At 66.7% G+C, this 21692-nt stretch carries 27 protein-coding genes and 1 riboswitch; of the genes, 15 read left to right on the forward strand and 12 right to left on the reverse strand.

What is annotated here, in order from left to right; translation table 11 throughout:
• Positions 1-7 precede the first annotated feature (7 nt).
• The 3 genes from gcvH to WV31_RS01510 form a co-directional block, all read right to left on the reverse strand.
• On the reverse strand, positions 8-385 hold the full coding sequence (gene gcvH, locus WV31_RS01500) for a glycine cleavage system protein GcvH (protein WP_085372011.1): 378 nt from the start codon (positions 383-385) through the stop codon (positions 8-10).
• 14 nt (positions 386-399) lie between these two features.
• On the reverse strand, positions 400-1515 hold the full coding sequence (gene gcvT, locus WV31_RS01505; RefSeq protein ID WP_085372012.1) for a glycine cleavage system aminomethyltransferase GcvT: 1116 nt from the start codon (positions 1513-1515) through the stop codon (positions 400-402).
• 192 nt (positions 1516-1707) lie between these two features.
• Positions 1708-1802: riboswitch (glycine riboswitch) on the reverse strand.
• A 59-nt stretch (positions 1803-1861) separates the two neighbouring features.
• Positions 1862-2407 carry a hypothetical protein gene (locus WV31_RS01510; protein WP_085372013.1) on the reverse strand — a complete coding sequence of 182 codons (546 nt, stop codon included), beginning with the start codon at positions 2405-2407 and terminating at the stop codon, positions 1862-1864.
• A 117-nt stretch (positions 2408-2524) separates the two neighbouring features.
• Here WV31_RS01510 and ispH point away from each other — a divergent pair, with 117 nt between their 5' ends.
• The 3 genes from ispH to rnhA all read left to right on the forward strand — a co-directional run bounded on the left by ispH (position 2525) and on the right by rnhA (position 5127).
• Entirely contained in the window at positions 2525-3481 is a 957-nt protein-coding gene (gene ispH / locus WV31_RS01515; protein WP_085372014.1) for a 4-hydroxy-3-methylbut-2-enyl diphosphate reductase, read from the forward strand.
• Between the two features lie 66 nt (positions 3482-3547).
• Positions 3548-4528, forward strand: coding sequence for a homoserine kinase (locus WV31_RS01520; protein ID WP_085372015.1), 981 nt, complete (start codon positions 3548-3550; stop codon positions 4526-4528).
• A gap of 134 nt (positions 4529-4662) precedes the next feature.
• Positions 4663-5127, forward strand: a complete 465-nt coding sequence (gene rnhA / locus WV31_RS01525; RefSeq protein ID WP_085372016.1) for a ribonuclease HI — start codon at positions 4663-4665, stop codon at positions 5125-5127.
• A gap of 1 nt (position 5128) precedes the next feature.
• Here the strand turns inward: rnhA and WV31_RS01530 are convergent, their stop codons facing one another.
• The 4 genes from WV31_RS01530 to WV31_RS01545 form a co-directional block, all read right to left on the reverse strand.
• Positions 5129-5842, reverse strand: coding sequence for a hypothetical protein (locus tag WV31_RS01530; protein ID WP_085372017.1), 714 nt, complete (start codon positions 5840-5842; stop codon positions 5129-5131).
• A 20-nt stretch (positions 5843-5862) separates the two neighbouring features.
• A complete protein-coding gene (locus WV31_RS01535) occupies positions 5863-6588 on the reverse strand; it encodes a response regulator (protein ID WP_068438118.1) in 726 nt (241 codons plus the stop codon).
• 92 nt (positions 6589-6680) lie between these two features.
• The gene (locus WV31_RS01540) at positions 6681-7739 is read right to left on the reverse strand and encodes a GGDEF domain-containing protein (protein ID WP_085372018.1); all 1059 of its coding nucleotides are present in this window, start codon (positions 7737-7739) and stop codon (positions 6681-6683) included.
• A 13-nt stretch (positions 7740-7752) separates the two neighbouring features.
• Positions 7753-8247, reverse strand: a complete 495-nt coding sequence (locus WV31_RS01545; RefSeq protein WP_085372019.1) for a pentapeptide repeat-containing protein — start codon at positions 8245-8247, stop codon at positions 7753-7755.
• Between the two features lie 104 nt (positions 8248-8351).
• On the opposite strand from WV31_RS01545, the gene WV31_RS01550 reads away from it, so the two are divergent.
• The gene (locus WV31_RS01550; RefSeq protein WP_085372020.1) at positions 8352-9119 is read left to right on the forward strand and encodes a tetratricopeptide repeat protein; all 768 of its coding nucleotides are present in this window, start codon (positions 8352-8354) and stop codon (positions 9117-9119) included.
• A 126-nt stretch (positions 9120-9245) separates the two neighbouring features.
• Here WV31_RS01550 and WV31_RS01555 read toward each other — a convergent pair whose 3' ends face one another.
• Both WV31_RS01555 and WV31_RS01560 read right to left on the reverse strand, forming a co-directional pair.
• Positions 9246-9752, reverse strand: a complete 507-nt coding sequence (locus WV31_RS01555) for an NUDIX hydrolase (RefSeq protein WP_085372021.1) — start codon at positions 9750-9752, stop codon at positions 9246-9248.
• Positions 9753-9758: 6 nt separating this feature from the next.
• The gene (locus WV31_RS01560) at positions 9759-10001 is read right to left on the reverse strand and encodes a hypothetical protein (protein ID WP_085372022.1); all 243 of its coding nucleotides are present in this window, start codon (positions 9999-10001) and stop codon (positions 9759-9761) included.
• Between the two features lie 118 nt (positions 10002-10119).
• On the opposite strand from WV31_RS01560, the gene WV31_RS01565 reads away from it, so the two are divergent.
• From WV31_RS01565 to WV31_RS01585, 5 genes are all read left to right on the forward strand, one after another.
• Positions 10120-10950: a hypothetical protein gene (locus WV31_RS01565; RefSeq protein ID WP_085372023.1), complete on the forward strand. Its 831-nt coding sequence runs from the start codon at positions 10120-10122 to the stop codon at positions 10948-10950.
• Between the two features lie 158 nt (positions 10951-11108).
• Positions 11109-12077 carry an NADPH:quinone oxidoreductase family protein gene (locus WV31_RS01570; RefSeq protein WP_085372024.1) on the forward strand — a complete coding sequence of 323 codons (969 nt, stop codon included), beginning with the start codon at positions 11109-11111 and terminating at the stop codon, positions 12075-12077.
• A gap of 102 nt (positions 12078-12179) precedes the next feature.
• The gene (locus WV31_RS01575) at positions 12180-12647 is read left to right on the forward strand and encodes a c-type cytochrome (RefSeq protein WP_085372025.1); all 468 of its coding nucleotides are present in this window, start codon (positions 12180-12182) and stop codon (positions 12645-12647) included.
• Between the two features lie 74 nt (positions 12648-12721).
• Positions 12722-13411 (forward strand): cytochrome b/b6 domain-containing protein, encoded by a 690-nt coding sequence (locus WV31_RS01580; RefSeq protein ID WP_085372026.1) that lies wholly within the window; start codon positions 12722-12724, stop codon positions 13409-13411.
• 111 nt (positions 13412-13522) lie between these two features.
• A complete protein-coding gene (locus WV31_RS01585; RefSeq protein ID WP_085372027.1) occupies positions 13523-14737 on the forward strand; it encodes an MFS transporter in 1215 nt (404 codons plus the stop codon).
• Between the two features lie 9 nt (positions 14738-14746).
• Here the strand turns inward: WV31_RS01585 and gmk are convergent, their stop codons facing one another.
• On the reverse strand, positions 14747-15391 hold the full coding sequence (gene gmk, locus WV31_RS01590) for a guanylate kinase (RefSeq protein ID WP_085375420.1): 645 nt from the start codon (positions 15389-15391) through the stop codon (positions 14747-14749).
• Positions 15392-15396: 5 nt separating this feature from the next.
• Positions 15397-16299: a YicC/YloC family endoribonuclease gene (locus WV31_RS01595; protein WP_085372028.1), complete on the reverse strand. Its 903-nt coding sequence runs from the start codon at positions 16297-16299 to the stop codon at positions 15397-15399.
• A gap of 105 nt (positions 16300-16404) precedes the next feature.
• Here WV31_RS01595 and WV31_RS22275 point away from each other — a divergent pair, with 105 nt between their 5' ends.
• The 6 genes from WV31_RS22275 to cyoE all read left to right on the forward strand — a co-directional run bounded on the left by WV31_RS22275 (position 16405) and on the right by cyoE (position 20666).
• Positions 16405-16848, forward strand: a complete 444-nt coding sequence (locus WV31_RS22275) for a nucleotidyltransferase family protein (protein WP_085372029.1) — start codon at positions 16405-16407, stop codon at positions 16846-16848.
• Complete coding sequence (locus WV31_RS01605) at positions 16845-17207, forward strand: HepT-like ribonuclease domain-containing protein (RefSeq protein WP_085372030.1); 363 nt, start codon at positions 16845-16847, stop codon at positions 17205-17207. Before WV31_RS22275 ends, WV31_RS01605 begins: the two co-directional genes overlap by 4 nt.
• Before the next feature lie 109 nt (positions 17208-17316).
• Complete coding sequence (locus WV31_RS01610) at positions 17317-18075, forward strand: SDR family NAD(P)-dependent oxidoreductase (RefSeq protein ID WP_085372031.1); 759 nt, start codon at positions 17317-17319, stop codon at positions 18073-18075.
• 47 nt (positions 18076-18122) lie between these two features.
• Positions 18123-19352, forward strand: coding sequence for an anion transporter (locus WV31_RS01615; protein WP_085372032.1), 1230 nt, complete (start codon positions 18123-18125; stop codon positions 19350-19352).
• A 7-nt stretch (positions 19353-19359) separates the two neighbouring features.
• Entirely contained in the window at positions 19360-19782 is a 423-nt protein-coding gene (locus tag WV31_RS01620; RefSeq protein ID WP_085372033.1) for a DUF420 domain-containing protein, read from the forward strand.
• Positions 19783-19814: 32 nt separating this feature from the next.
• Positions 19815-20666 carry a heme o synthase gene (cyoE, locus tag WV31_RS01625; protein ID WP_085372034.1) on the forward strand — a complete coding sequence of 284 codons (852 nt, stop codon included), beginning with the start codon at positions 19815-19817 and terminating at the stop codon, positions 20664-20666.
• Between the two features lie 12 nt (positions 20667-20678).
• Here cyoE and WV31_RS01630 read toward each other — a convergent pair whose 3' ends face one another.
• Positions 20679-21431, reverse strand: coding sequence for a hypothetical protein (locus WV31_RS01630; protein ID WP_237051437.1), 753 nt, complete (start codon positions 21429-21431; stop codon positions 20679-20681).
• Between the last annotated feature and the right edge of the window lie 261 nt (positions 21432-21692).

A 21692-nucleotide genomic window follows, 5' to 3' on the forward strand; every position in this document is an offset into this window, starting at 1 on the left:
ATGGGGCCTATTCCAGGGTCTTGAGATACGCGTCGTAGGCGGCCTGATCCATCAGGTCGTCGAGCTCGGCCGGGTTGGCGAGCGTCAACTTGAAGAACCAGGCGGCGCCCTCGGCATCCTCGTTGACCAGGCCGGGCTGGTCGACGATGGCCTGGTTGCCCTTGGTCACGGTGCCCGACACCGGGGAATAGACCTCGGAGGCGGCCTTGACCGATTCCACCACCGCCGCCTCGTCGCCCTTGGCCAGTTGGCGGCCGGAATCGGGGACCTCGACGAACACCACGTCGCCCAGCGCGTGCTGGGCGTAATCGCTGATGCCGACGGTGCCGACGTCACCCTCGACGCTGATCCACTCGTGATCCTTGGTGAAACGCTTGCTGCTCATTTGAAGATTTCCCCTCAGCCTTTGAAATAACGATGCGGCACGAACGGCAGGGCCGAGACATGGGCGTCCATGGCCTTGCCGCGCACCACCAGTTTCAGCCTGGTCCCGATAGCGGCGAAAGCGGCGGGCACATAGCCCATGGCCACCGGGCCGCCCGCCGACGGGCCGAAGCCGCCGGAGCAGATTTCGCCCAGGCGGTTGCCCGCCTCGTCGGTGATCTCGGTATGGGCGCGGGCCGGGGCCTTGCCGTCCGGCTGGATACCGACCCGGAGCGTTGGCGGGCCCTCGGCCAACTGCTTCTGGATGATTGCGGCGCCGGGGAAACCCCCTTCGGTCTTGCGGCGCTTGCTCATGATCCAGGCGATGTTGGCCTGGACCGGGGTGGTGGTGGTGTCGATGTCCGAGCCGTAGAGGCACAGCCCGGCCTCCAAGCGAAGGGAGTCGCGCGCCCCCAGACCGGCCGGCATGACGCCCGGCGCGGCCAGCAGGGTGCGGGCCAGCTTTTCCGCATCAGCATTGGCCACCGACATCTCCCAGCCGTCCTCGCCGGTATAGCCCGAGCGGGTGGCCAGCACCGGAATGCCCGCCACCGTGATCTCGGCGATGGTCATGAAGGTCATGGCGCAGGCCTCGGGGCACAGCGTCGCCATGGCGGCGGCCGCGCCGGGGCCTTGCAGCGCCAGCAGCGAGCGGTCCTCGATCATGCGAAGCTCCACCTTGCCGCCCAGATGCCGGACGAGATGGGCGAAGTCGGCGTGCTTGCAGGCGGCGTTGATCACCAGGAACAGGTGGTCGTCGGCCAGCTTGCTGATCATCAGGTCGTCGAGGATGCCGCCCTGGTCGTTGGTGAACACCGAATAGCGGGTCTTGCCGATTCCCAAGGCCTGGATGTCGCCGGGCACCAGGGTTTCCAGCAGCTCCACCGCCTTGGGCCCACGGATTTCCGCCTGGCCCATGTGGGAGACGTCGAACAGGGCGGCACCCGAACGGGTGTGCAGGTGCTCGGCCAGCACGCCGGCGGGATACTGCACCGGCATGGCGTAGCCGGCGAAGGGCACCATCTTGGCCCCCAGCTCGCGGTGCAGGGCGTCCAGGGGGACAGTCAACAGGGGAGTATCGGACTCAGACACCGGGTTCCTCCTTCACGGCAGCGCCGCGCGGGAAATTGAAGGGCACCGGGCATGGCTGTGACGTCACCCGGCTTGCCCCCCTCTGTCTGGGAACCTGAAAGATTCACCGCTCCGCCCGAACGGGCGTCGTGGCTTTCATCGTCGGTGGGCCGCCAGACCTTAAAGGACCCGACGGCACGCTTTCCAGAGTTTCATCCCCCCGCGGTCCTTTTGCCTGAGAGTTTCCAGGGGCGGTTGCTCCTTCGGCGCCGGCCCGATAAGGGGCCGGTCTCTCCCACGGGGATCATCTGTGCCGGCCATCTTATCAACCAGGCCGGCGATGGAGTCAACGGGAGTCGGACAAGCCTCAGCGCTTGTTGCGCCGGTTATCCTCCATTTCCTCGGGAGTCAGCTGGAACCCGAGATAGATCTCATAATTATCAATGAGTTCCTTGTCGCGCACCGGCAGCCGCATGCTCACCTCGTCGTCGGTGACGCGGATGCGGTCCACGGTGTCGGGGAAGGTCACCGGGAAGGTGAACACGCCCTTGGCGCCGGGGGCGGGATAGAATTTGGGGACGGCGACGAAATAGGTCACATCCAGGGTGCGCCCCTTGGCTGCCGGGCCGCGCCGCAGTTCGAAGCCCAGTTGCAGCGACACCTCGCCGCCCTTGTCGTCGTAGACGCAATCGCCCTTGAAAGCGATCACCTCGCCTTCCATCTCCACGTCGGTCAGGTCGCGCCCCGAGCCGGGCCGGTATTTGATGATCTTGGCGGCGTCGGCCATGATGTAGACCGGCGGACAGGGCGGCGACGTCCTGCCCTTGATGCGCGACCAGGAATCACACCCCGAAAGCACCAGCGGGGCCGCCAGGACGAAAAACAGCAGGCGGGCAATGCGAGGGGTGTTCATGCCAAACTTCCTTAAACGCCACATGATCTGGTAAAGGTGCCCCCGACTGTAGTGAAGCCGGGGCGCGGACACAAGCCGCCAACCCCACGGCCCCCAGCCAAACCGGAGAACGACAAAGTGACCACAAGCGTTGCCAAGAGGCCCCTGACCCTGGTGCTGGCCAGCCCGCGCGGTTTCTGCGCCGGCGTCGACCGCGCCATCCACATCGTCGAGCGGGCGCTTGAGAAGTACGGTGCTCCGGTCTATGTCCGCCACGAGATCGTCCACAACAAGTTCGTGGTGGAATCGCTGGCCCAGAAGGGCGCGGTGTTCGTCGAGGAACTGAACGAGGTGCCGGATTCGGCCGCCGTGGTCTTCTCCGCCCATGGCGTGCCCAAGACCGTCCCGGCCGAGGCCGACCGCCGGGGGCTCACCTCGCTGGACGCCACCTGCCCGCTGGTGACCAAGGTCCACCGCGAGGCCGAACTGCATCACGCCATGGGCCGCCAGATCATCATGATCGGCCATGCCGGCCACCCCGAGGTGATCGGCACCATCGGCCAGGTGCCCGAGGGCGCCGTGCTGCTGGTCGGTACGCCGGAACAGGCGGAGAAGGTCGCCCCCAAGGACCCCTCCATGCTGGCCTACATCACCCAGACCACGCTGTCGGTGGACGACGCGGCGGCCGTGATCGACGTGCTGCAGCGCCGCTTCCCCGACATGGTCGGGCCGAAGCGCGAAGACATCTGCTACGCCACCACCAACCGCCAGGCCGCCGTCAAGACCATCGCGCCCCATTGCGAGGCCCTGATGGTCATCGGCTCACCCAATTCGTCGAACTCGTCGCGCCTGGTGGAAGTGGCTGCCCGGGCCGGCTGCGCCCGCTCGGTGCTGGTCCAGCGTGCCGCCGAGGTGGATTGGAGCCTCCTGGACGGCGTCGACCGGCTCGGCATCACCGCCGGCGCCTCGGCCCCCGAAATCCTGGTGGAGGAAGTGGTGGCGGCCGCGCGCGAGCGCTTCGACGTCACCATCGAGGAAATCCGCGTCACCACCGAGACGGTGACCTTCAAGCTGCCGCAGGCCTTGTCCGAGTAGTCACTGGCGTCATCGGCGGAATCATCGTACCTTCCGCCGATTCCAGCCTGAAGCAGTGATGAGAGCATGGCCGTCTACACCGAGGTTTCCGACGACGAATTGGAAGACTTCGCCGCCGAGTACGACATCGGCGAAGTGGTGTCGTGCAAGGGCATCGCCGAAGGCGTCGAGAACACCAACTACCTGCTGCAGACCGACCAGGGGAACTACATCCTCACCCTCTATGAAAAGCGGGTGAACCCGGAGGAACTGCCGTTCTTCCTGGGCCTGATGGAGCATCTGGCGGCGCGAGGCCTCGCCTGCCCCACCCCCATCAAGGGACGCGACGGACAGGCCCTGCGCACCCTGTGCGGCCGTCCCGCGGCCATCGTCAGCTTCCTCAAGGGCATGTGGACCCGGCGCATCACGCTCAACCACTGCGCCGAGCTGGGCCCGGCCATGGCCGCCATGCATCTGGCCGGGGCCGACTTCCCGCTGACGCGGGCCAACAACCTGTCGGTGGCCGGCTGGCGGCCGCTGTTCGACGCCATCCGGCCCCGCGCCGCCGAGATCAAGGCCGATCTGGAACAGGTCATCGCCGACGAGCTGGATTACCTGGAGGCCAACTGGCCCAAATCCCTGCCCATGGGGCTGATCCACGCCGATCTGTTCCCCGACAACGTGTTCTTCCGCGCCGACAAGGCGGCGGGCGTCGACCGCATGTCGGGCTTCATCGATTTCTACTTCGCCTGCACCGACATCCTGGCCTACGACATCGCCATCTGCCTCAACGCCTGGTGCTTCGAGGATGACGGCGCCTTCAACGCCACCAAGGCCAGGCTGATGCTGAACGGCTACCGCAGAATCCGGCCGCTGTCGGCCGACGAATTGCTGGCCCTGCCGCTGCTGGCCAGGGGCGCCGCCATGCGCTTCTTGCTGACGCGCAGCTACGACTGGCTGAACACGCCCCCCGGCGCCATGGTCAAGCGCAAGGACCCCATGGAGTATTACCGCAAGCTCCGCTTCCACCAGGGCGTCGGCGGTCCCGGCCAGTACGGCATCGAATAGCACTCCCTCTGCCCGGTCATCCCGAGCGCGAGCGAGGGATCTCCGCTTGGCACGACAGAACCAAATCGGGCACGGTAAACCAGAATGAGATCCCTCCTCCCGATGGTCGTCGGGATGACAGGAAAGCGTGGGCGATGAACGAAGAAAAAACCGAATCCGTCGAGATCTATACCGACGGCGCCTGTTCCGGCAATCCCGGCCCCGGCGGCTGGGGGGCCATCCTGCGCTTCAAGGGCATCGAGCGCGAGCTGAAGGGCGGCGAGGCCCAGACCACCAACAACCGCATGGAGATGACGGCGGTGCTGGTGGCGCTCAACACCCTGACCCGGCCCTGCACCGTCGACCTCTACACCGACAGCGAATACGTCAAGAAGGGCATGACCGAATGGCTGCGCGGCTGGAAGGCCCGGGGCTGGAAGACCGCCGACAAGAAGCCGGTGAAGAACGACGACCTGTGGAAGGCGCTGGACGAGGCCGCGGCGCGCCACCGCATTTCCTGGCACTGGGTCAAGGGCCATGCCGGCCACCCGGAGAACGAGCGCGCCGACGCCCTGGCCCGCGAAGGCATCGCCGATTTGCGCGCGGCGGCCGAACTCTGAACTACTCGTCGGCGGTTTCCTCGGCCATCAGCCGGTTCCAGGCCAGCGCCATGGTTCCGGCGGTCAGCGCCATGCCCAGATAGCGCACCGGCACCTCCACGGCATCGCGCAGGGACAGCCCGTCGAGCAGATCCAGCTCGGGCGCCATGCGCACCCCCTCCAGCAGCAGGTTGAGCGGCAGCCAGCACACAAAGGCCGCCACCCCCAGGGCCAGGCCGCCCCGGATCATCAGATCCGGCACGCGCCAGCCCAGATTGCCCGACTGACCGGCCCGCTCCAGCGCCGCGTCGGCGGGGACCAGATAGAACCCGCCAAGAAACAGATTGGCCAATCCCGACAGCACCATCACCGAATCGGCGATGGGCACGCCGGTGGCGATGGCCAGCGATGCCGAGATCACCTGGGCGGGAAAGCCGATGAACACCTCGGACGCCATCCAGGCCAGGGCGCCGAAGGTCTCGCGGCGGCCCAGGCGGAAGTAATGGCGGCTGGCGGGTATCTCGCCCAGCCCCACCAGGCGCAGCCATGCCACCACGAAGACGCCGCGCGCCAGAAGATCGGTGATGCCGCCGGCCACGGCATGGCGCGACGCCACCGCCGCGCCCAGCAGGCTGACCGCCATGCACAGCCACGACAGGCGGAGAAAAACCGGGAACTGCTCGATCAGGATCAGCAGGCTGCGAAACGCCAGTCGGCAATAGCGGAAGATCCCCATTGCCCCCCCTTATCTTCGCCTCAGCGTCCGGCCTCGAAATGGCCACGCACCAGATTGATCTGGCGGATCAGGTCGTCGGCGCCGATGGGCTTGGTCAGGACCTTGGAGGCGCCCACCTGCCGGGTGATCTCGTGGGCCTGCTCGGATTTGTCGCCGGTGAGAATCAGCACCGGCTTGCGGCTGTTGAGGTTGCCCTTTTCCGTGCGCAGCGTGCGCAGGAATTCGATGCCGTCCATGTGCTCCATATGCAGGTCGCAGATGATGACATCCGGGTCCACGTCGCCCGAACGCAGCATCTCCAGCGCCTTCAGCCCGTCGCTGGCCTCGGAGATCTGGGCGGGATTGGCCTTGCCCAGCAGCTTCTTGATGATGTTGCGCATCACCTCCTGGTCGTCGATGACCATGATGTGCAGCCCGGCGCCGCCGATCTGCATGGTCAGCGCGGCGCCGTCCTTGAACTTCTCGATCTGCTTGGCCGAATTCTTGGGCAGCGGCACCTTGCGCTCGCGGCAATACAGCGTCAGCGCCTGGCCCACGTCATCGCGGGAAAAGACGAAATCCTTGGGCGAACCGCCGGCGAACACCGCCGGAAAGCGGATGGTCAGCGCGATGTCCTGGGAGGGGTCGAAACTGAGCAGATCGGGCGCCGTGTCGGGCAGCATCTTGCCGATCCGCTCGCCGTAGCGACGGATGGCATCAAGGAAATCCGCCCGGGGAAAAACGATGACGCGACGTTCCAGAATCATCTTGGACCACACACCCGCGATTGCCGCGACCCCACCCGGCCACGCGCTCCAGCAGTAATACAGGCGGCGGCGGCGCGGGTCCAGGGGCGCATCTATTTGGCAGCGTCGGCTGACGGATTTTCCAGGTGAGCCTCGCTCTTCACCCGGTTGCGTCCATCGCGCTTGGCCAGATACATGGCCTCGTCGGCGCGATGAACCAGCCCCTCGGGCGCATCGTCGGGCCGAAGCACCGCGGCGCCGATGGACAGGGTCACCTGTCCCAGGACCTGGCCGGTCCGCCGGTTGGTCAGACGCTTGGTGGACACCTGATTGCGGATGGCTTCGGCCACCTCCACCGACTTATCCAGCGAGGTGGCGGGCAGGATCACCGCGAATTCCTCGCCGCCGTAGCGGGCGGCGGTATCCTTGGCCTGGGCGATTTCGGTCAGCGAGCGCGCCACCAACTTCAGAACCTGATCACCCAGCTGGTGGCCATAGGTGTCGTTGAACTGCTTGAAGTGATCGATGTCGATCATCAGCAGGGACAGCGGCGCCTCCGAGGCCCGGGCGTCGAGCACGGCCAGATTCAGCGAGTGGTCGAACAGCTTGCGGTTGGCCAGCTGGGTCAGGGCGTCGGTGGATGCCTCGCGCTTCAGGTCGTCCAGATGGTTGCGCAGGCGGGCGATCTCGTTGGACGAGTTCTCAAGGCGCAATTCCAGCTGACGGTTAAGGTCGGCCATCACCTTGGTCTCGGCCAGAATGCCCGAGATCAGCTCGGACAGGCCGGCGGCGGTCGGCCCATCGGCCAGCTTGCCGCTGAAATCCTCCAGCGCGGCGCCGTAATTGGTGGTGCCCTGGTTGGCGTTGCTCAAGAATTCCAGCACGCGCCCCACCGCTTCCTCGACCCTCTGGCCCACCTCGCGCAGTTCAGCGGTGTCCTGAGGAAAGACGGCGAAGCGTTCGTAAAGCTGGTCGTTGACCTTGGAGGTGAACTTCTTTCCCGACCGCAGGATCTCGTCGATGGCGGCGGTCAGTTCGGGATTGCGCCCGGCCACATAGGCGTACCAGATGGCGTAGTTCTCGGGATGCGGCGGCACCTTGTGCCGCTCCATCATGGCCAGCGCCGCCCGGGCGCAATGGGCGGCGACGTCAAGGGTATCCGGACTCTTCATCGTGACCTGAACCTCAATTGCACTGGCCGAGGGAGCCCTCGGCGCAAATGGTCTTTCCGTCCGTCCATCGGGCGCCGGACAGGTCGGCGTTCAATAAATCGGCCCCCAGCGTCTTGGCGCCCGTCAGATCGGCGCCGCGCAGCGAGGCGTGGTAAAAGCGGGCGCGACGCAGATCGGCCCGCGCCAGGGATGCCCCCGCTAGGTCCGCCTTGGTGAAATCGGCGTCGCTGAACACCCCATCGTCAAGCCGCGCGCCCGTCATGACGGCGCTGATGAACTTGCCCCGATAGCCGTCCACCTTCGCCAGAACCGTTTCCGTCAGGCGGGCGCGCTGGAAGCTGGTCTCGCGCAGCCGCGCCCCGCTCAGGTCGTGCCGGGTCAGGTCGCGTCCGTCCATGTAGCAACGCTGCCAATCCACCCCCGGAGCCGCGGGCTGCGTGCAATCGGCGCCAAACGACGCCGATGGGCGGACCAGAACGATGACGGCAAGAATCAGGACCAACCTCATACCCGTTTTTTATTCCCCCCTGCGTCCACATAAAAGGAATATTTGGTAGCGGCCTGAGAGAAGTTTACCCTGGTTCTGTCGCAATTTCGTCACGGAGGGCAAGCATGAGCCGCAGCGAAGCCGACCGGGTGCTCGACGAGGCGGAAAGCCTGTGGCTGTCGGGCGAAAAGCAGCGGGCGCGGGAATGCTGTCTGCGGGCGCGCCTTCTGTACCACGAGGCAGGGGACCGGCGGGGCGAAGCCGACGCGCTGACCCGCATGGGCGATCTCGAGGCGGAGACCGGTCACGGCAATGCCGCCCGCCAGGCCTTTGTCGAGGCGCGCCAGATCCACGCGCGAAACGGCGAACAGCGCGAGCAGGCCGCCATCCTGGTGCGCCTCGCCCATCTGTCCCTGCGTGAAGACGACAGGCCGGAGGCCCGCTCCATCTACCTTTCCGCCCTGGAACTCTATGAATCCGCCGCCGATTTCTCGGGCCTCGGCCATGTCCACCGCGCACTGGGCCACATGGAGCGCGACCAGGGCGACCAGGACCGGGCGCTGGACCGCTACCGCGAGGCCCTGGCCTGCTACCGCCGCGCCTCGGATACCCTGGGCGAGGCCGGGGCGCTGAAATCCATGGCCGCCATCCAGCGGGCGCTGGGCCACCCCGACCGGGCGCGGGCCGAGTGCGAGGAGGCGCTGGGCCTGCTGCGGCAAGTGGGCGATATGCTGGGCGAGGCCAAGGCCACCCGCCTGATGGCCCGCATCCTGGCCGACGAGGGACGCCGGGACGAGGCCCGCAAATCCATGCATGCCGCCGCCAAACTGTTCGGACGGGCGGGCGACGTGGCCGCCCGCGACGAGGCGGAGGCCGAAGCGAGGGGAATGTAGGCACCCTCCGGCCATCCACGCGGCCCGACCAGAAAGCCGCGTGACACGATGTACCGGGCGGATGGGCATGGATCACCGGGACAAGCCCGGTGATGAGGATAATTCTCGGTAGATGCCCCTTGCCGTCTACAGCCCGATCGGCGCGAACGCCGCCTTGCCCTTGACCTCGCGCTCGTAGTCGAGCGCCATGCGGACGTTGGGATAGGCGAGATGGTCCCAGGGGATCTCGTCCCAGGTGAACAGCCCGGCTTCCAGGCTTTCCGGTCCGGCGGCGAATTCGGGGGTCACCAGGCGGGCACGATAGATCATGTGGACCTGGCCGATCTGGGGAAAGGAGAACACCGCCAGCAGGCCGTCCACCTCGACCACGGCGCGGGCTTCCTCCCACACCTCGCGCCGCGCGCCCTGCTCGGTGGTTTCGCCCAGTTCCATGTAGCCGATGGGCATGGTCCAATAGCCCAGCCGGGGTTCGATGGCCCGCTTGACCATCAGGTAGCTGTCGCCCCAGGTGCACACGGCGCCGACGATGATCTTGGGGTTTTCGTACAGCACGAAGCCGCAATCGCCGCAGACCAGACGTTCGCGGTCATCGCCTTCGGGGATGGATCGAAGGGTCGGCCCTGACGGCTTCATGAGACCTCAGGCCAGGATATCGAGATAGGTGCCCCGCGGCGCGTTGCGGTCCAGGCTGTCCACCGAGGTATTGGGCGACAGCATGCGGCGCCCGCGCGGACCGGTGGGAGTGGCGCCATGGATGGCGGTCACCGCCTCGCCGCCGCCGGCCGCGATGGAGGCGCGCTGGTCGCGGCTGAACGCGTCGCGGATCCCCGAAACCGCGCTGTTCAATGCCGACGAGCCGAAGCCGCGTGTGGATTCAACCATGGTCTTGCCAATTCCCGACGAACCAGATTCCCCATCCTAGCACTTCGACGCCGCCGGGAAAAGATGCTGGAATCCCAATACCCTTGCTCCCCCGCCGGTATTGTGGCTGAATGCGACCATGGCTACTACATACGCCCCCATCGCCGATCCTCTTGCCGCCAGGCCATCCGATCTGGCGACGCATTTCATGGAATGCGGGGCGCTCAACACCAATCTCAGCCTGGCGCCGGGCGAACGGCTGGTGATCACCGACGATCTGTTGAACGGCACGGTGGGCGACGTGGCGGCGCTGTCCATGGCCGCCATCGTGGCCCGCGATTCCCAGGTGGCCCTGGCCGCCATGCTGCCGCTGTCGGTGGCCGCCTCCAAGGTCAAGCCCCGCCACCGCCCCAAATACGAGCAGCTGTTCCAGCTGATCGAGGAAACCGCCTTCGACACCGCTGTGCGCGGCTCGGCCGAGGCGATGATCGCCGCCGGCTTCCGCGAGGCCCGCATCCGCGAGCTGGCCGCCGAGCTGGGCGGCAATGTCGGCCCCGCCCGGGCCCGCTACCGCGCCTTCCTCGACGTGATCAAGCTGCTGATCGAAAAGAAGATCTCCGAACCGGGCTTTCTGGACGAGTTCCTGGACTTCACCCGCAGCGTGGCGGGCAAGCTGGATTTCGGCATCTATGCGCTGTGCGTCGACCGGCTGTTCGTCAGCCCCAACATCCCCCTGATGGTCAAGGTGTCGCTGGTCAGGGAAATGCTGAAATACCCACCGCTGGTGCGCAAGGAATTGCTGACCAACCTTTTGGCCTCCAACGCCGCGCCGCTGGAGCTGGTCCAGTTCGCCCAGGGCGAGCTGTCGGCGGGCATGACCCGTGACCAGATCACCGAAATCGTCCTGTTCACCACCCTGAAGCGTGCCTGGGCCGCCCAGAAGCATGCGCCGGGCCGCCCCTCCATCTGACATCTCCATGCCACTCCCTGTCATCCTGAGCGAAGCGAAGGATCTCCGCCTGGAACGGCGGGGCCTATTCGGACACGCTGTTCCAGACGGAGATCCCTCCTCCCGATGGTCGTCGGGATGACAAATATTTCCGCAACCCGCCATTCCGGGGAATTTTAATGAAAGCCGTCGTCTGCCCCGCTTTCGGCCAGGATCTGGTCGTCACCGACTTCCCCGCGCCCGCCATGATCGATGGCGGGGTGCGCATCAAAGTGCATGCGGCCGGCGTCAACTTCGCCGATTCCCTGATCACCGGCGGCAAGTACCAGGAAAAGATGGAGCCGCCCTTCGTGCCCGGCATGGAACTGGCCGGCGTAGTCACCGAGGTGGCGCCGGGCGTCACCAACTGCAAACCCGGCGACCGGGTGATGGCCACCGTGACGGGGGGCGCCTTCGCCGAGGAGGCGGTGTGCGCCTGGACCGACGTCTACGTCCTGCCCGATTCCCTCGACTTCGTCACCGCCGCCGGCTTTCCGGTGGCCTACGGCACCTCGCACCACGGGCTGAAGAAGGCCGGACTCAAGGCCGGCGAGACCCTGGTGGTCCACGGCGCGGCGGGCGGCGTGGGGCTCACCGCCGTCGAGATCGGCCGCGCCATGGGCGCCACGGTGATCGGCTCCGCCGGCGGGCCGGACAAGGTCAAGGTGGCCATGGAGCACGGCTGCCACCACGGCATCGACTACAAGGCCGAGGACATCCGCGACCGGGTCAAGGCGCTGACCGACGGCAGGGGCGCCGACGTGGTCTACGACCCGGTGGGAGGAGGGGTGTTCGACGCCTCGCTTCGCTCGATCGCCGCCGACGGACGCATCCTGATCATCGGCTTCGCCGGCGGTACGGTGCAGCAGATTCCCGCCAACATCCTGCTGGTCAAGAACGTCACGGTGATCGGCTATTACTGGGGCGCCTACCGCAAGCTCGCCCCCCAGTCGGTGCGCGAGTCCATGCAGGAATGCCTGGACTGGTGGGCGGCGGGGAAACTCTCTCCCCACGTCTCAAAGGTCATGGAGCTCGACCAGGCGGTGGAAGCCATCGGAATGTTGAAGGGCCGCGCCGCCACGGGAAAAATCGTCCTCGTCTGTCGATGAGGGCGAAACAATCTGTTACCTAATCGGTAATTTACGCGTGGGGTTATATTAGCTAGCCTGACTGCAAGTTATCTTCCCCCAAAGCCGTTCGGAGACCTCGCCATGACGTTCAAGCTTCTGATCGCCGCCGCCACCCTCGCCGCCGTCGCCGTCGCCGGCACCGCCAGCGCCCAGATCAAGCCGGAAGACGCCATCAAGTGGCGCCAGTCGGGCTACGCCTTCATGGCCTGGAACATGGCCCGCATCAAGATGAACGTCGAAGGCGCCGCCTATAACAAGGAAGAGGTGATCAAGGCCGCCAACGCCATTCAGGCCATCGCCAATTCCGGCATGGGCGCGCTGTACCTGCCCGGCACCGACACCGGCACCGGCTGGGAGAAGACCCGCGCCAAGCCGGAAATCTGGACCAACAAGGAAACCCTGGGCAAGGTGGCCACCGCCTTCAACAAGGAAGCCAACGAGATGGCCAAGGTGGCCGCCGCCGGCGATGCCGCCGCCGCCAAGGAGCAGTTCGGCAAGCTGGCCGGCACCTGCAAGGGCTGCCACGACGAGTTCAAGATCAAGCAGTAAGCCTGGACATCTCACCACGGCAGGCGCCCCATTTGCGGGCGCCTGTTCCGTTTATGGCCCAAGCGAGGCGTGCCATGAGCCAACCGAAATTCCGCCTGTGGGACCTGCCCACCCGCCTGTTCCACTGGTCGCTGGCGGCGGCCATCGTCGCCGCCTCCCTCAGCGGCCAGCTGGGCGGCGGATTGATGACCTGGCACGGCCGCATCGGCCTGGCGGTGGTGGGATTGCTGGCGTTTCGGCTGGTCTGGGGCGTGGTGGGATCGACCTATGCCCGCTTCGCCCATTTCATCCCGACGCCCGCCAGGATCAGGGCCTATCTCAAGGGCGAATGGCACGGCGAGGGCCATAATCCGCTGGGCGCCCTGTCGGTGTTCGGCCTGCTGGGCCTGCTGACGGTGCAGGTGGCCACCGGCCTGTTTGCCAACGACGACATCGCGTTTACCGGCCCGCTCTACGATCTGGCCGGCAAGGCGCTGTCCAACCGCCTGACCGCCATCCACCACCTGCTGTCCAAGCTGGTCTACCTGCTGGTCGCCCTGCATGTGGGCGCCATCGTCTTCTATGCCCGGATCAAAAAGCAGAACCTCGTCCTGCCCATGCTGACCGGGGTGAAGGAGGGAGCGGGCGAGCCGGCCCGAGGTGGCGGAATCGTCGCCCTGGCCGTGGCCCTGGTCATGGCCGCCGCGATGATCTACGGCGCATCCGGCCGGTGGATGCCGCCGCCTCCCCCGCCGCCGCCCGCCGCCTCGACCCCGGATTTCTAGAGCGCGATCGTTAGATTTCCTGATCACACGGCTGAACAAATCTCGTTTGCGCCGATGGGCCGCCGCACATTAGCATCGTTCTGGTCTTACCATTGGAAGGCTGACCGGATCATGTCCCGTCCCGCATGGCTATCGCCCGCCGTTCTGCTCGTCTTCATCGGCGGGGCGCTGATGATGAGCGTCTCCATGGGATCGCGCCAGGCCCAGGGCCTGCTGATTGGGCCGCTGTCGCTGGACCGCCAGTGGCCGCTGGCCACCTTTTCCCTGGCGGTGGCCATTCACAACCTGATGTGGGGCTTCTTTCAGCCGTTCACCGGCGCCGCCGCCGACCGCTTCGGCGCGGCCAAGGTCGCCGCCCTGGGCGCGCTGACCTTCGGCATCGGCATGATGATGGTGGGAATGGGAGGGGTCTGGTCGACCACCATCGGCCTGGGCGTGGTGTCGGGCTTCGGTCTGGCCGCCACCAGCTTTTCCGTGGTGCTGGGCCCTGTGGGCCGCGCAGTAAAGCCCGAGCACCGCACCTCGGCCATGGGCATGGGCTCGGCCCTGGGGTCGCTGGGCATGATGGCCATGATTCCGCTGGCCCAATGGCTGATCGGCGAGTTCGGCCCCACCCGGGCGGTGTGGATTCTGTCGGCCTTTTCCCTGGCCTCCATTCCGCTGGCCCTGGTGCTGGCCAAGGGCGAGAAGGCGTCCCAGCCCCCGGCCTCCGCCATCGTCCACCAAAGCATCGGCCAGGCGCTGCGCGAGGCCTGGCACCATCCCGGCTATCGCCTGCTGGCCGCCGGGTTCTTCGTCTGCGGCTTCCAGGTTACCTTCATCGGCGTGCATCTGCCCGGCTATCTGGCCCTGTGCGGCATGAGCAAGGGAGCGGGCGCCACCGCCCTGCTGGTCATCGGCGGCTTCAACGTGATCGGCACCTGGATGATGGGCCAGCTGTCCCAGAAGTACCGGCCCAAATACGTGCTGTCGGCCATCTATCTCGGCCGCGCCGTGGTCACCTTCGCCTTCGTCATGGGGCCGAAGAACGAGTGGACCCTGCTGGCCTTCGCCGCCAGCATCGGCCTGTTGTGGCTGTCCACCGTGCCCCCCACCTCGGGCCTGATCGCCGGCGTGTTCGGCCCCAGGTATCTGGGCATGCTGTTCGGCCTGGTGTTCTTCACCCACCAGGTGGGCAGCTTCCTGGGTTCGTGGCTGGGCGGCCTGATCTACGACGCCACCCTGTCCTACGACGTGATGTGGGCCGGAACCGCAATCCTGGGGATTTTCGCCGCCCTGGTGCACCTGCCCATCCGCGACCAGGCCCTGGCGCGGGCGGCGGCTTAAGGCGCGCGGCTACTCCTCGCCCCGCAGGCGGGTGACGAAGTCGGGCAGGCCCACCTGGCGGTCGCGCTTCAGGCGTTCGGCGGCCAGGATGGACTGGACGGCGGCGATGGAGTTCTCCAGCTCGACGTTGACCACGATGTAGTCGTATTCGGGCCAGTGGCTCATCTCGTCGCCGGCCTTGGCCATGCGCTTGGCCACCACCTCGTCGGAATCCTGGGCGCGGCCCCTGAGGCGGCGCTCCAACTCCTCCACCGAGGGCGGCAGGATGAACACCGAGACCAGATCGGCCCGGGCGTTCTGGGCCATCTGCTGGGTGCCCTGCCAGTCGATGTCGAACAGCACGTCGCGGCCCGAGCGCAGGATCTGGTCCACCGGCCCTCTGGGGGTGCCGTAGAAATTGTCGAAGACGCGGGCGTGTTCCAGAAATTCCCGCTTTTCCACCATCTCGTGGAACTTGTCGACGGTGACGAAGTGATAGTCCTTGCCGTCCACCTCGCCGGGGCGGGGCGCCCGCGTGGTGGCCGAGACCGACATGCCGATGGCCGTGTCGCGCTCGAGCAGGGCGCGGGAGATGGTGCTCTTGCCCGCGCCCGAGGGCGACGACAGGACGAGCATGAGGCCGCGGCGGCCGATGGTGGGGAGTGTATCGCTCATCATTCCTACTCGATGTTCTGGACCTGCTCTTTGAACTGGTCGATGACGGCCTTGAGGTCGAGCCCCACCCGGGTCAGCTCCACGTCCGAGGATTTGGAGCACAGCGTATTGGCCTCGCGGTTGAACTCCTGGGCCAGGAAATCCAGCTTGCGCCCCACGGCGCCCCCCTGGGCCAGCAGGTCGCGGGCGGCGGCCACGTGGGCGGCGAGGCGGTCCAGTTCCTCGCGCACATCGGCCTTGACGGCGATCAGCGCCACTTCCTGGGCGATGCGCTCCTCGGGCAGGGTCGGCGCGGCTTCCAGCACCTGGGCCACCTGGGCGCGCAGGCGCTCGCGCACCGCTTCGGGGCGCAGCACGGCGCAATTGCCCGCCCGGGCGGACAGGGTGGCGATCTCGTCCAGCTGGGCGGCAAGGACGGCGGCGATGCGCGCCCCTTCCACCCGGCGCATGGCGGCCAACTGGTCGAGCATGGCTTCCAGCGAGGACTTCATGGCCTCGTCACGGGCGGCGCGCAGCGAATCGGCGTCGCCGGCTTCCGCCGCCTCGGCCACCGGCTCCAGCACGCCCTTGAGGCCCAGCAGCCCGTCCATGCGGGCCGGCTGGATGCCGTGGGTCTTGGCCTGCCACTGCTCGCAGATGGCGATCAGCTGGCCCAGCAGCGCCTCGTTGACCCGGACCTGGGACTGCTCGGTCTCGGCCCGCACGTTGAGGGAAATCTGGACGTTGCCGCGCTTCAGCCGCTTGGCCGCCGCTTCGCGGGCGTGGACCTCCAGCCCGTCGTAACCGGGGGCGGACTTGATCCGGAGCTCGAGGCCGCGGCCGTTGACGCTCTTGCCCTCCCACACCCAGGTCCCCTGGGAATCACGGCCTTCGGCGCGGGCGTAGCCGGTCATGCTGGCGACGGTCAAGGCAAAGCCTCCTCAAGTAAGGTCTGGCAGGGTTTATAGCCTTGCCGGGGCGAGGCAACAACCGTGCTCCTTTCCATGGGACGTCACGCGGACTATCCTTTGGTCATGAAGGAACGCCGACGGCCGGAACGCGGCCGCCCCAACGTCATCGAGATCGTGGTGCGCGTGCCCGCCGACAAGGCCGACGCGGTCAAGGCCTATGCCGGGCGCATCTCGCGCCGCCGCACGCCCGCCGCCCGCGACGAGGTGATCGGCCGCCTGCAGTCGCGCCCCGACATCATGCAGCGCTTCGGCGTCAAGGCGCTGTACCTGTTCGGCTCGGTGGTCAGGGACGAGGCGCGCCCCACCTCCGACATCGACCTGATGGTGGACTTCCACCCCGGCAAGCCCGGCGGCCTGTTCGCCTATGTGGAGATGAAGCACGCCCTGGAGGGGCTGCTGGGCCGCCCGGTGGACCTGATCACCTCGGGCAACATCAAGCCGCGCCTGAAACGGCGCATTTTGGACGAATGCCTGCCGGTCTACGGCGAGGGAGTGGAACAGACGTGACCTTCAAGGATTGGCGGGTCCGCATCGAGGACATGATCGAGGCCATCGAGCGCATCCGGCGCTATACCGACGGCATGGACGAGCGCCGCTTCGTCGCCGACGACCGCACGGTGGACGCCGTCATCCGCAACCTGGAGATCGTCGGCGAGGCGGCCAAGCGCGTCCCCTCCCAGGTGGCCGAGCGCCACCCCGACATCCCGTGGAGCAGGATGACCGAGATGCGCAACATCCTGGTGCACGAATACCATTCGGTGGACCCCTCCATCGTCTTCGATACGGCCCGCCGCGATCTGCCCCCGCTCTTGGGGCCGCTCAAATCCCTGCTGGCCGAGAAGAACGGCAACGGGAACGGCGGATGACCGTGGGAATTGTCATTCCGACGACCACCGGGAGGAGGAATCCCCGCCTGGCACGGCTTTACCGACGCGGCCCCCCCCTGCCAAACGGAGATCCCTCGCCGTGCTCGGGATGACACGATTCAAATCCGTCCTGATCACCGGCGCGTCGTCGGGCCTGGGGGCGGGGCTGGCGCGGGCCTTCGCCGCCTCTGGGACCATTCTGCACCTGTCGGGACGCCATGGGGGGCGCCTGGACGAGGTCGCCGGGCAATGCCGGGCCAGGGGCGCCGAGGTTCACCTCCGTCAGGTGGACGTCACCGATTCCGCCGCCTGCGCCGCCTGGGTCCAGGCGGCGGATTCCGTCTCTCCCCTGGATCTGGTCATCGCCAATGCCGGCATCTCGGCGGGAACCGGCGGTGGCGGAGAAACGGCGGCGCAGACGAAGGCCATCTTCGCCGTCAACGTGGACGGCGTGTTCAACACCGTGATGCCCGCCCTGCCCCTGATGCGGGCACGGGGCACAGGGCAGATCGGCATCATGAGCTCGCTGGCAAGCTTCCGCGGATTTCCCGGCGCCCCGGCCTATTGCGCCTCCAAGGCCGCCGTGCGGGTGTGGGGCGAGGGATTGCGGGGCGAGATGGCGCCGTTCGGCGTCGGAATCTCGGTGATCTGCCCCGGCTTCGTCGAAACGCCCATGACGGCGGTAAACCGCTTTTCCATGCCCTTCCTGATGGACGTGGAGCGGGCCAGCCGCATCATGGCCGACGGATTGCGGGCCAATCGCGGACGTATCGCCTTTCCCTGGCCCATGCACCTCATGGCGCGTATGGCCGGCTGCCTGCCGAGCGCGCTCATGGACCGCATCGCGGCCAGAATGCCGAAGAAGTAAATCGCCGGGGCTTGCCCCGACTCCGTTGAAAGGCCATAAGGGAAGGCATGGATAGCTTCGTCGTCACCGTCTTCTTCCTCACCTATCTCGGCATGGCCATCGGCTCGGTGCCGGGGCTGAAGCTCGACCGCACCGGCATCGCCCTCTTGGCGGTGGTGGTGCTGTTGGTGTCGGGCAAGGTCGGCGTCAAGGCCATGGGCACCTCCATCGACGTGCCGACCCTTTTGCTGCTGTTCGCCCTGATGATCATCTCGGCCCAGTTCCAGCTGGCCGGGGTTTATGGCGCGGTGGCGGAAAAGGTGGCGGAATCACCCGGCTCGGCCCGGCGGCTCCTCGCCCTGGTCATCGCCGTTTCGGGGGGAATGTCGGCGGTGCTGGCCAACGACGTGGTGTGCTTCGCCATGACCCCGATCATCGCCGAGGGCATCAGGCGGCGCGGCCTCGATCCCCGCCCCTATCTGCTGGGCCTGGTGGGCGCCGCCAATGCCGGCAGCGCCGCCACCCTGATCGGCAATCCCCAGAACATCCTGATCGGCCAGGTGGGCGGGCTGGATTTCTGGAACTTCCTGGCGGCCTGCGCCGCGCCGTCCGCCCTGTCGCTGGTGGCGGTGTATTACTGCATCACCTGGATCTGGCAGCGCGAGCTGGACGCCGTCCCGGAGCCGGTCGCCTCCCATCCGCCGGCCCAGGGCAACCGCTGGCAAGCGGTCAAGGGCGGCATCGCGCTGGCCATCCTGGCCTTGCTGTTCGCCGCGCCGCTGCCGCGCGAGGTGGGCGCCATGGTCATCGCCGCCCTGCTGCTCGCCAGCCGCCGCATGAGCTCGCGCGAGATGATCGGGCTGGTGGACTGGCACCTGCTTTTGCTGTTCGCCTGCCTGTTCGTGGTCACCGGCGCCTTCGCCGACACCGACATGGCGCGGCACTGGGTCAACTGGCTGGCCGAGCACGGCTGGTTCCCCGACAATCTCAAGTCCATGCTGCCGGTGGCGCTGGTCGCGTCCAACTCCATCGGCAACGTGCCCGCCGTGATGCTGATCCTGGCGGTGTGGCCCACCCCCGACCCCGGCGCGCTCACCGGCCTCGCCCTTTTGTCCACCCTGGCCGGCAACTTCCTGCTGGTGGGCAGCATGGCCAACATCATCGTGGCCGAGCGCGCCCAGGCCGCCGGCTGCCGCCTGTCGTTCGGCGATTTCGCCCGGGCCGGCATTCCCATGACCCTGCTGACCATGGGGCTGGCCGTCATCTGGCTGCGCCTGGGCGGCTGGATGACCTGGTAGGACGAACATGACCGCAGCGACCACCCTGCCCCATGTCACCGCTTTGCTCAACGCGGTGTCGCTGGCCTTCCTGGTCATGGGCTTCGTCCATATCCGAAAGGGCAACAAGGACAGCCACCGCAAGGCCATGCTGGGCGCGGTGGGGGCATCGGCGCTGTTCCTGGCCTTCTACGTGGTCTATCACTTCGCCGCCCCCATCTTCGTATTCCGGGGGACCGGCATGGTGCGGCCGGTCTATTACGCACTGCTGATCAGCCATGTGGTGCTGGCGGCTGTGGCCCTGCCCCTGGTGGCGGTGACCCTGCTGCGCGCGCTGAAGGACCGCTTCGACCTGCATCCGAAAATCGCCCGCTGGACGCTGCCGCTGTGGCTTTACGTTTCTATCACCGGCATCGTTGTGTATCTTATGCTGTATCATCTATACACCTGACCCGCGGAATAACCGCGGGCGCGGAGGCGGGTTTGACGTTCAGGCAATTCATCGAGCTATTGAAGCCGCGCATCGCGTTGATGATCGCGCTGACCGCGATCACCGGCTATGGCGCCGTGGCGACCAAGGTCGACCCGGTGGCGTTGCTGCTGCTGACGCTCGCCATGATCCTCGGCTCGGCGGCGTCGGCGGTGTTCAATCATGTCTGGGACCGCGACATCGACCGGCTGATGCGCCGTACCTCGCGCCGGCCCATGGCCACCGGGGCGGGCACGCCGGCCGTGGGCTTCACCCTGGCCGTCGTGCTGATGGCGGCCGGCATGGCGCTGGCCAGCACGGTGTTCAACTGGGTGGTGGCTCTGCACCTGTTCCTGGGCGGCTTCGTCTACGTGGCCATCTACACCGTCTGGCTGAAGCGCCGCCACTGGACCAACATCATCATCGGCGGCGCGGCCGGCAGCTTCGCCGTCCTGGCCGGGGCGGCCGCCGTGGACCAGACCCAGTGGATGCTGCCCATGGTGCTGGCCCTGGTGCTGTTCCTGTGGACGCCCAGCCATTTCTGGGCCCTGGCCATCCTGCTGGCCGACGACTACCGCCAGGCCGGCGTTCCCATGCTGCCGGTGGTGGTGGGCAACCAGCGCACCGCCTGGTGGATTCTGGGCAACAGCATCGCCCTGGTGGCGTCGTCGCTGCTGCCCTGGTGGCTGGGGCTGCTGGGCAGCGCATACGGCATCATCGCCGCGCTGGCGGGCGCCGTGCTGCTGGGCTTCAACGTGGTGCTGGTCAAGGACCCGTCGCGCAAATGGGCGGGATGGAACTTCGCCGCCTCCATGCCCTATCTGCTGCTGCTGTTCATCGCGGTGTTCGTGGACAAGCACTGGTAAAGGAAATGGTCGCTACTGCGCCAGTTCCGCCAGGTTGACGAACAGCGGGCCGAAGACCTTTTCCGGCTCGCTGCCCCACTTCTCCATGAAGGCGGCCTTGCGCTCGGCCGAGAAGGTGTCGGGCCGGCAGCTGGCGAACAGGGCCTGGAACAGCCGCACCATGTGGGCCTCGCTGAATTCGCGCATGACCTTGTCCTCGGGGCGCTTCGGGATAAAGGCGTTGGACGCGGTGGAGACCGAGGACGGGCTGGAATTCATGATGATCAGGAACCAGTCCTTGCGCGGCTCGAAGCGGCGGAAACTCCGCGCCATGGTGACCAGCACCTCCTCGAACACGGCGCGCACGTCGTCTTCGGCATAGAAATCCGGCCAGGATACCAGCCCGTCCTCGGTACGGTGACGCTCGGCCGCCTTGTTGGCCCGGTTGCGCAACAGGTCGAACGGCTCCTCGCCGATGATCATGCGCACCGCCGCGAAGAATTGCGGCAGGTGCTTGCGCTCGATGCCGCTGTTCTTGTCGTCGAAGCAATCCGAGAACGGCCGGGTGATGATGCGGCCCAGGAAGTCGGTGCGCTGCTGCTCGATGCGGCGCAGTGAAAAGGCCGAGTCGCAGCCGTCTTCCCACAGGGCGTAATGCTCGCCCAGCGGACCGCGGGCCGCCAGCACCGCCTTGGCGACACGGCGGACGTCGTCCATGGTGACCGTGCCGTCGACGGCGGATTCCTCCAGGATATCCGTCAACGCCAGAATGGCGACGGCCGCCACGCTGCGGCATCGCTTGCCCCCCGGCTCCCTTGCGGTTATGGCACCGCCCGGTTCAATGGCCGGCACCGCCTCCTGCGCTCCCATGTCGTCTCACCCGGAGAGCTTGAACACAACAGATGTCCATCCAAAATTACTATACATGGTACATATTTTTCCATGGCCGATAAAGGTCTTACTTAGGCAACCCTCCTTACGTCTAGGGTATTCACCGTATGCAATACTTATGTTGCATCGCAGTAAACATGGACTTTGCATATTCCG

Origin of the sequence: Magnetospirillum sp. ME-1 (genome assembly GCF_002105535.1) — a bacterium.
Lineage (GTDB): Bacteria > Pseudomonadota > Alphaproteobacteria > Rhodospirillales > Magnetospirillaceae > Phaeospirillum.

Bases quoted from the DNA above. Each gene is read 5' to 3' on its own strand.
- gcvH (WP_085372011.1), bottom strand. From the start codon at position 385: ATGAGCAGCAAGCGTTTCACCAAGGATCACGAGTGGATCAGCGTCGAG.
- WV31_RS01510 (WP_085372013.1), bottom strand. From the start codon at position 2,407: ATGAACACCCCTCGCATTGCCCGCCTGCTGTTTTTCGTCCTGGCGGCC.
- WV31_RS01520 (WP_085372015.1), top strand. From the start codon at position 3,548: ATGGCCGTCTACACCGAGGTTTCCGACGACGAATTGGAAGACTTCGCC.
- rnhA (WP_085372016.1), top strand. From the start codon at position 4,663: ATGAACGAAGAAAAAACCGAATCCGTCGAGATCTATACCGACGGCGCC.
- WV31_RS01530 (WP_085372017.1), bottom strand. From the start codon at position 5,842: ATGGGGATCTTCCGCTATTGCCGACTGGCGTTTCGCAGCCTGCTGATC.
- WV31_RS01535 (WP_068438118.1), bottom strand. From the start codon at position 6,588: ATGATTCTGGAACGTCGCGTCATCGTTTTTCCCCGGGCGGATTTCCTT.
- WV31_RS01540 (WP_085372018.1), bottom strand. From the start codon at position 7,739: ATGAAGAGTCCGGATACCCTTGACGTCGCCGCCCATTGCGCCCGGGCG.
- WV31_RS01545 (WP_085372019.1), bottom strand. From the start codon at position 8,247: ATGAGGTTGGTCCTGATTCTTGCCGTCATCGTTCTGGTCCGCCCATCG.
- WV31_RS01550 (WP_085372020.1), top strand. From the start codon at position 8,352: ATGAGCCGCAGCGAAGCCGACCGGGTGCTCGACGAGGCGGAAAGCCTG.
- WV31_RS01555 (WP_085372021.1), bottom strand. From the start codon at position 9,752: ATGAAGCCGTCAGGGCCGACCCTTCGATCCATCCCCGAAGGCGATGAC.
- WV31_RS01560 (WP_085372022.1), bottom strand. From the start codon at position 10,001: ATGGTTGAATCCACACGCGGCTTCGGCTCGTCGGCATTGAACAGCGCG.
- WV31_RS01565 (WP_085372023.1), top strand. From the start codon at position 10,120: ATGGCTACTACATACGCCCCCATCGCCGATCCTCTTGCCGCCAGGCCA.
- WV31_RS01570 (WP_085372024.1), top strand. From the start codon at position 11,109: ATGAAAGCCGTCGTCTGCCCCGCTTTCGGCCAGGATCTGGTCGTCACC.
- WV31_RS01575 (WP_085372025.1), top strand. From the start codon at position 12,180: ATGACGTTCAAGCTTCTGATCGCCGCCGCCACCCTCGCCGCCGTCGCC.
- WV31_RS01580 (WP_085372026.1), top strand. From the start codon at position 12,722: ATGAGCCAACCGAAATTCCGCCTGTGGGACCTGCCCACCCGCCTGTTC.
- WV31_RS01585 (WP_085372027.1), top strand. From the start codon at position 13,523: ATGTCCCGTCCCGCATGGCTATCGCCCGCCGTTCTGCTCGTCTTCATC.
- gmk (WP_085375420.1), bottom strand. From the start codon at position 15,391: ATGAGCGATACACTCCCCACCATCGGCCGCCGCGGCCTCATGCTCGTC.
- WV31_RS22275 (WP_085372029.1), top strand. From the start codon at position 16,405: ATGAAGGAACGCCGACGGCCGGAACGCGGCCGCCCCAACGTCATCGAG.
- WV31_RS01610 (WP_085372031.1), top strand. From the start codon at position 17,317: ATGACACGATTCAAATCCGTCCTGATCACCGGCGCGTCGTCGGGCCTG.
- WV31_RS01615 (WP_085372032.1), top strand. From the start codon at position 18,123: ATGGATAGCTTCGTCGTCACCGTCTTCTTCCTCACCTATCTCGGCATG.
- WV31_RS01620 (WP_085372033.1), top strand. From the start codon at position 19,360: ATGACCGCAGCGACCACCCTGCCCCATGTCACCGCTTTGCTCAACGCG.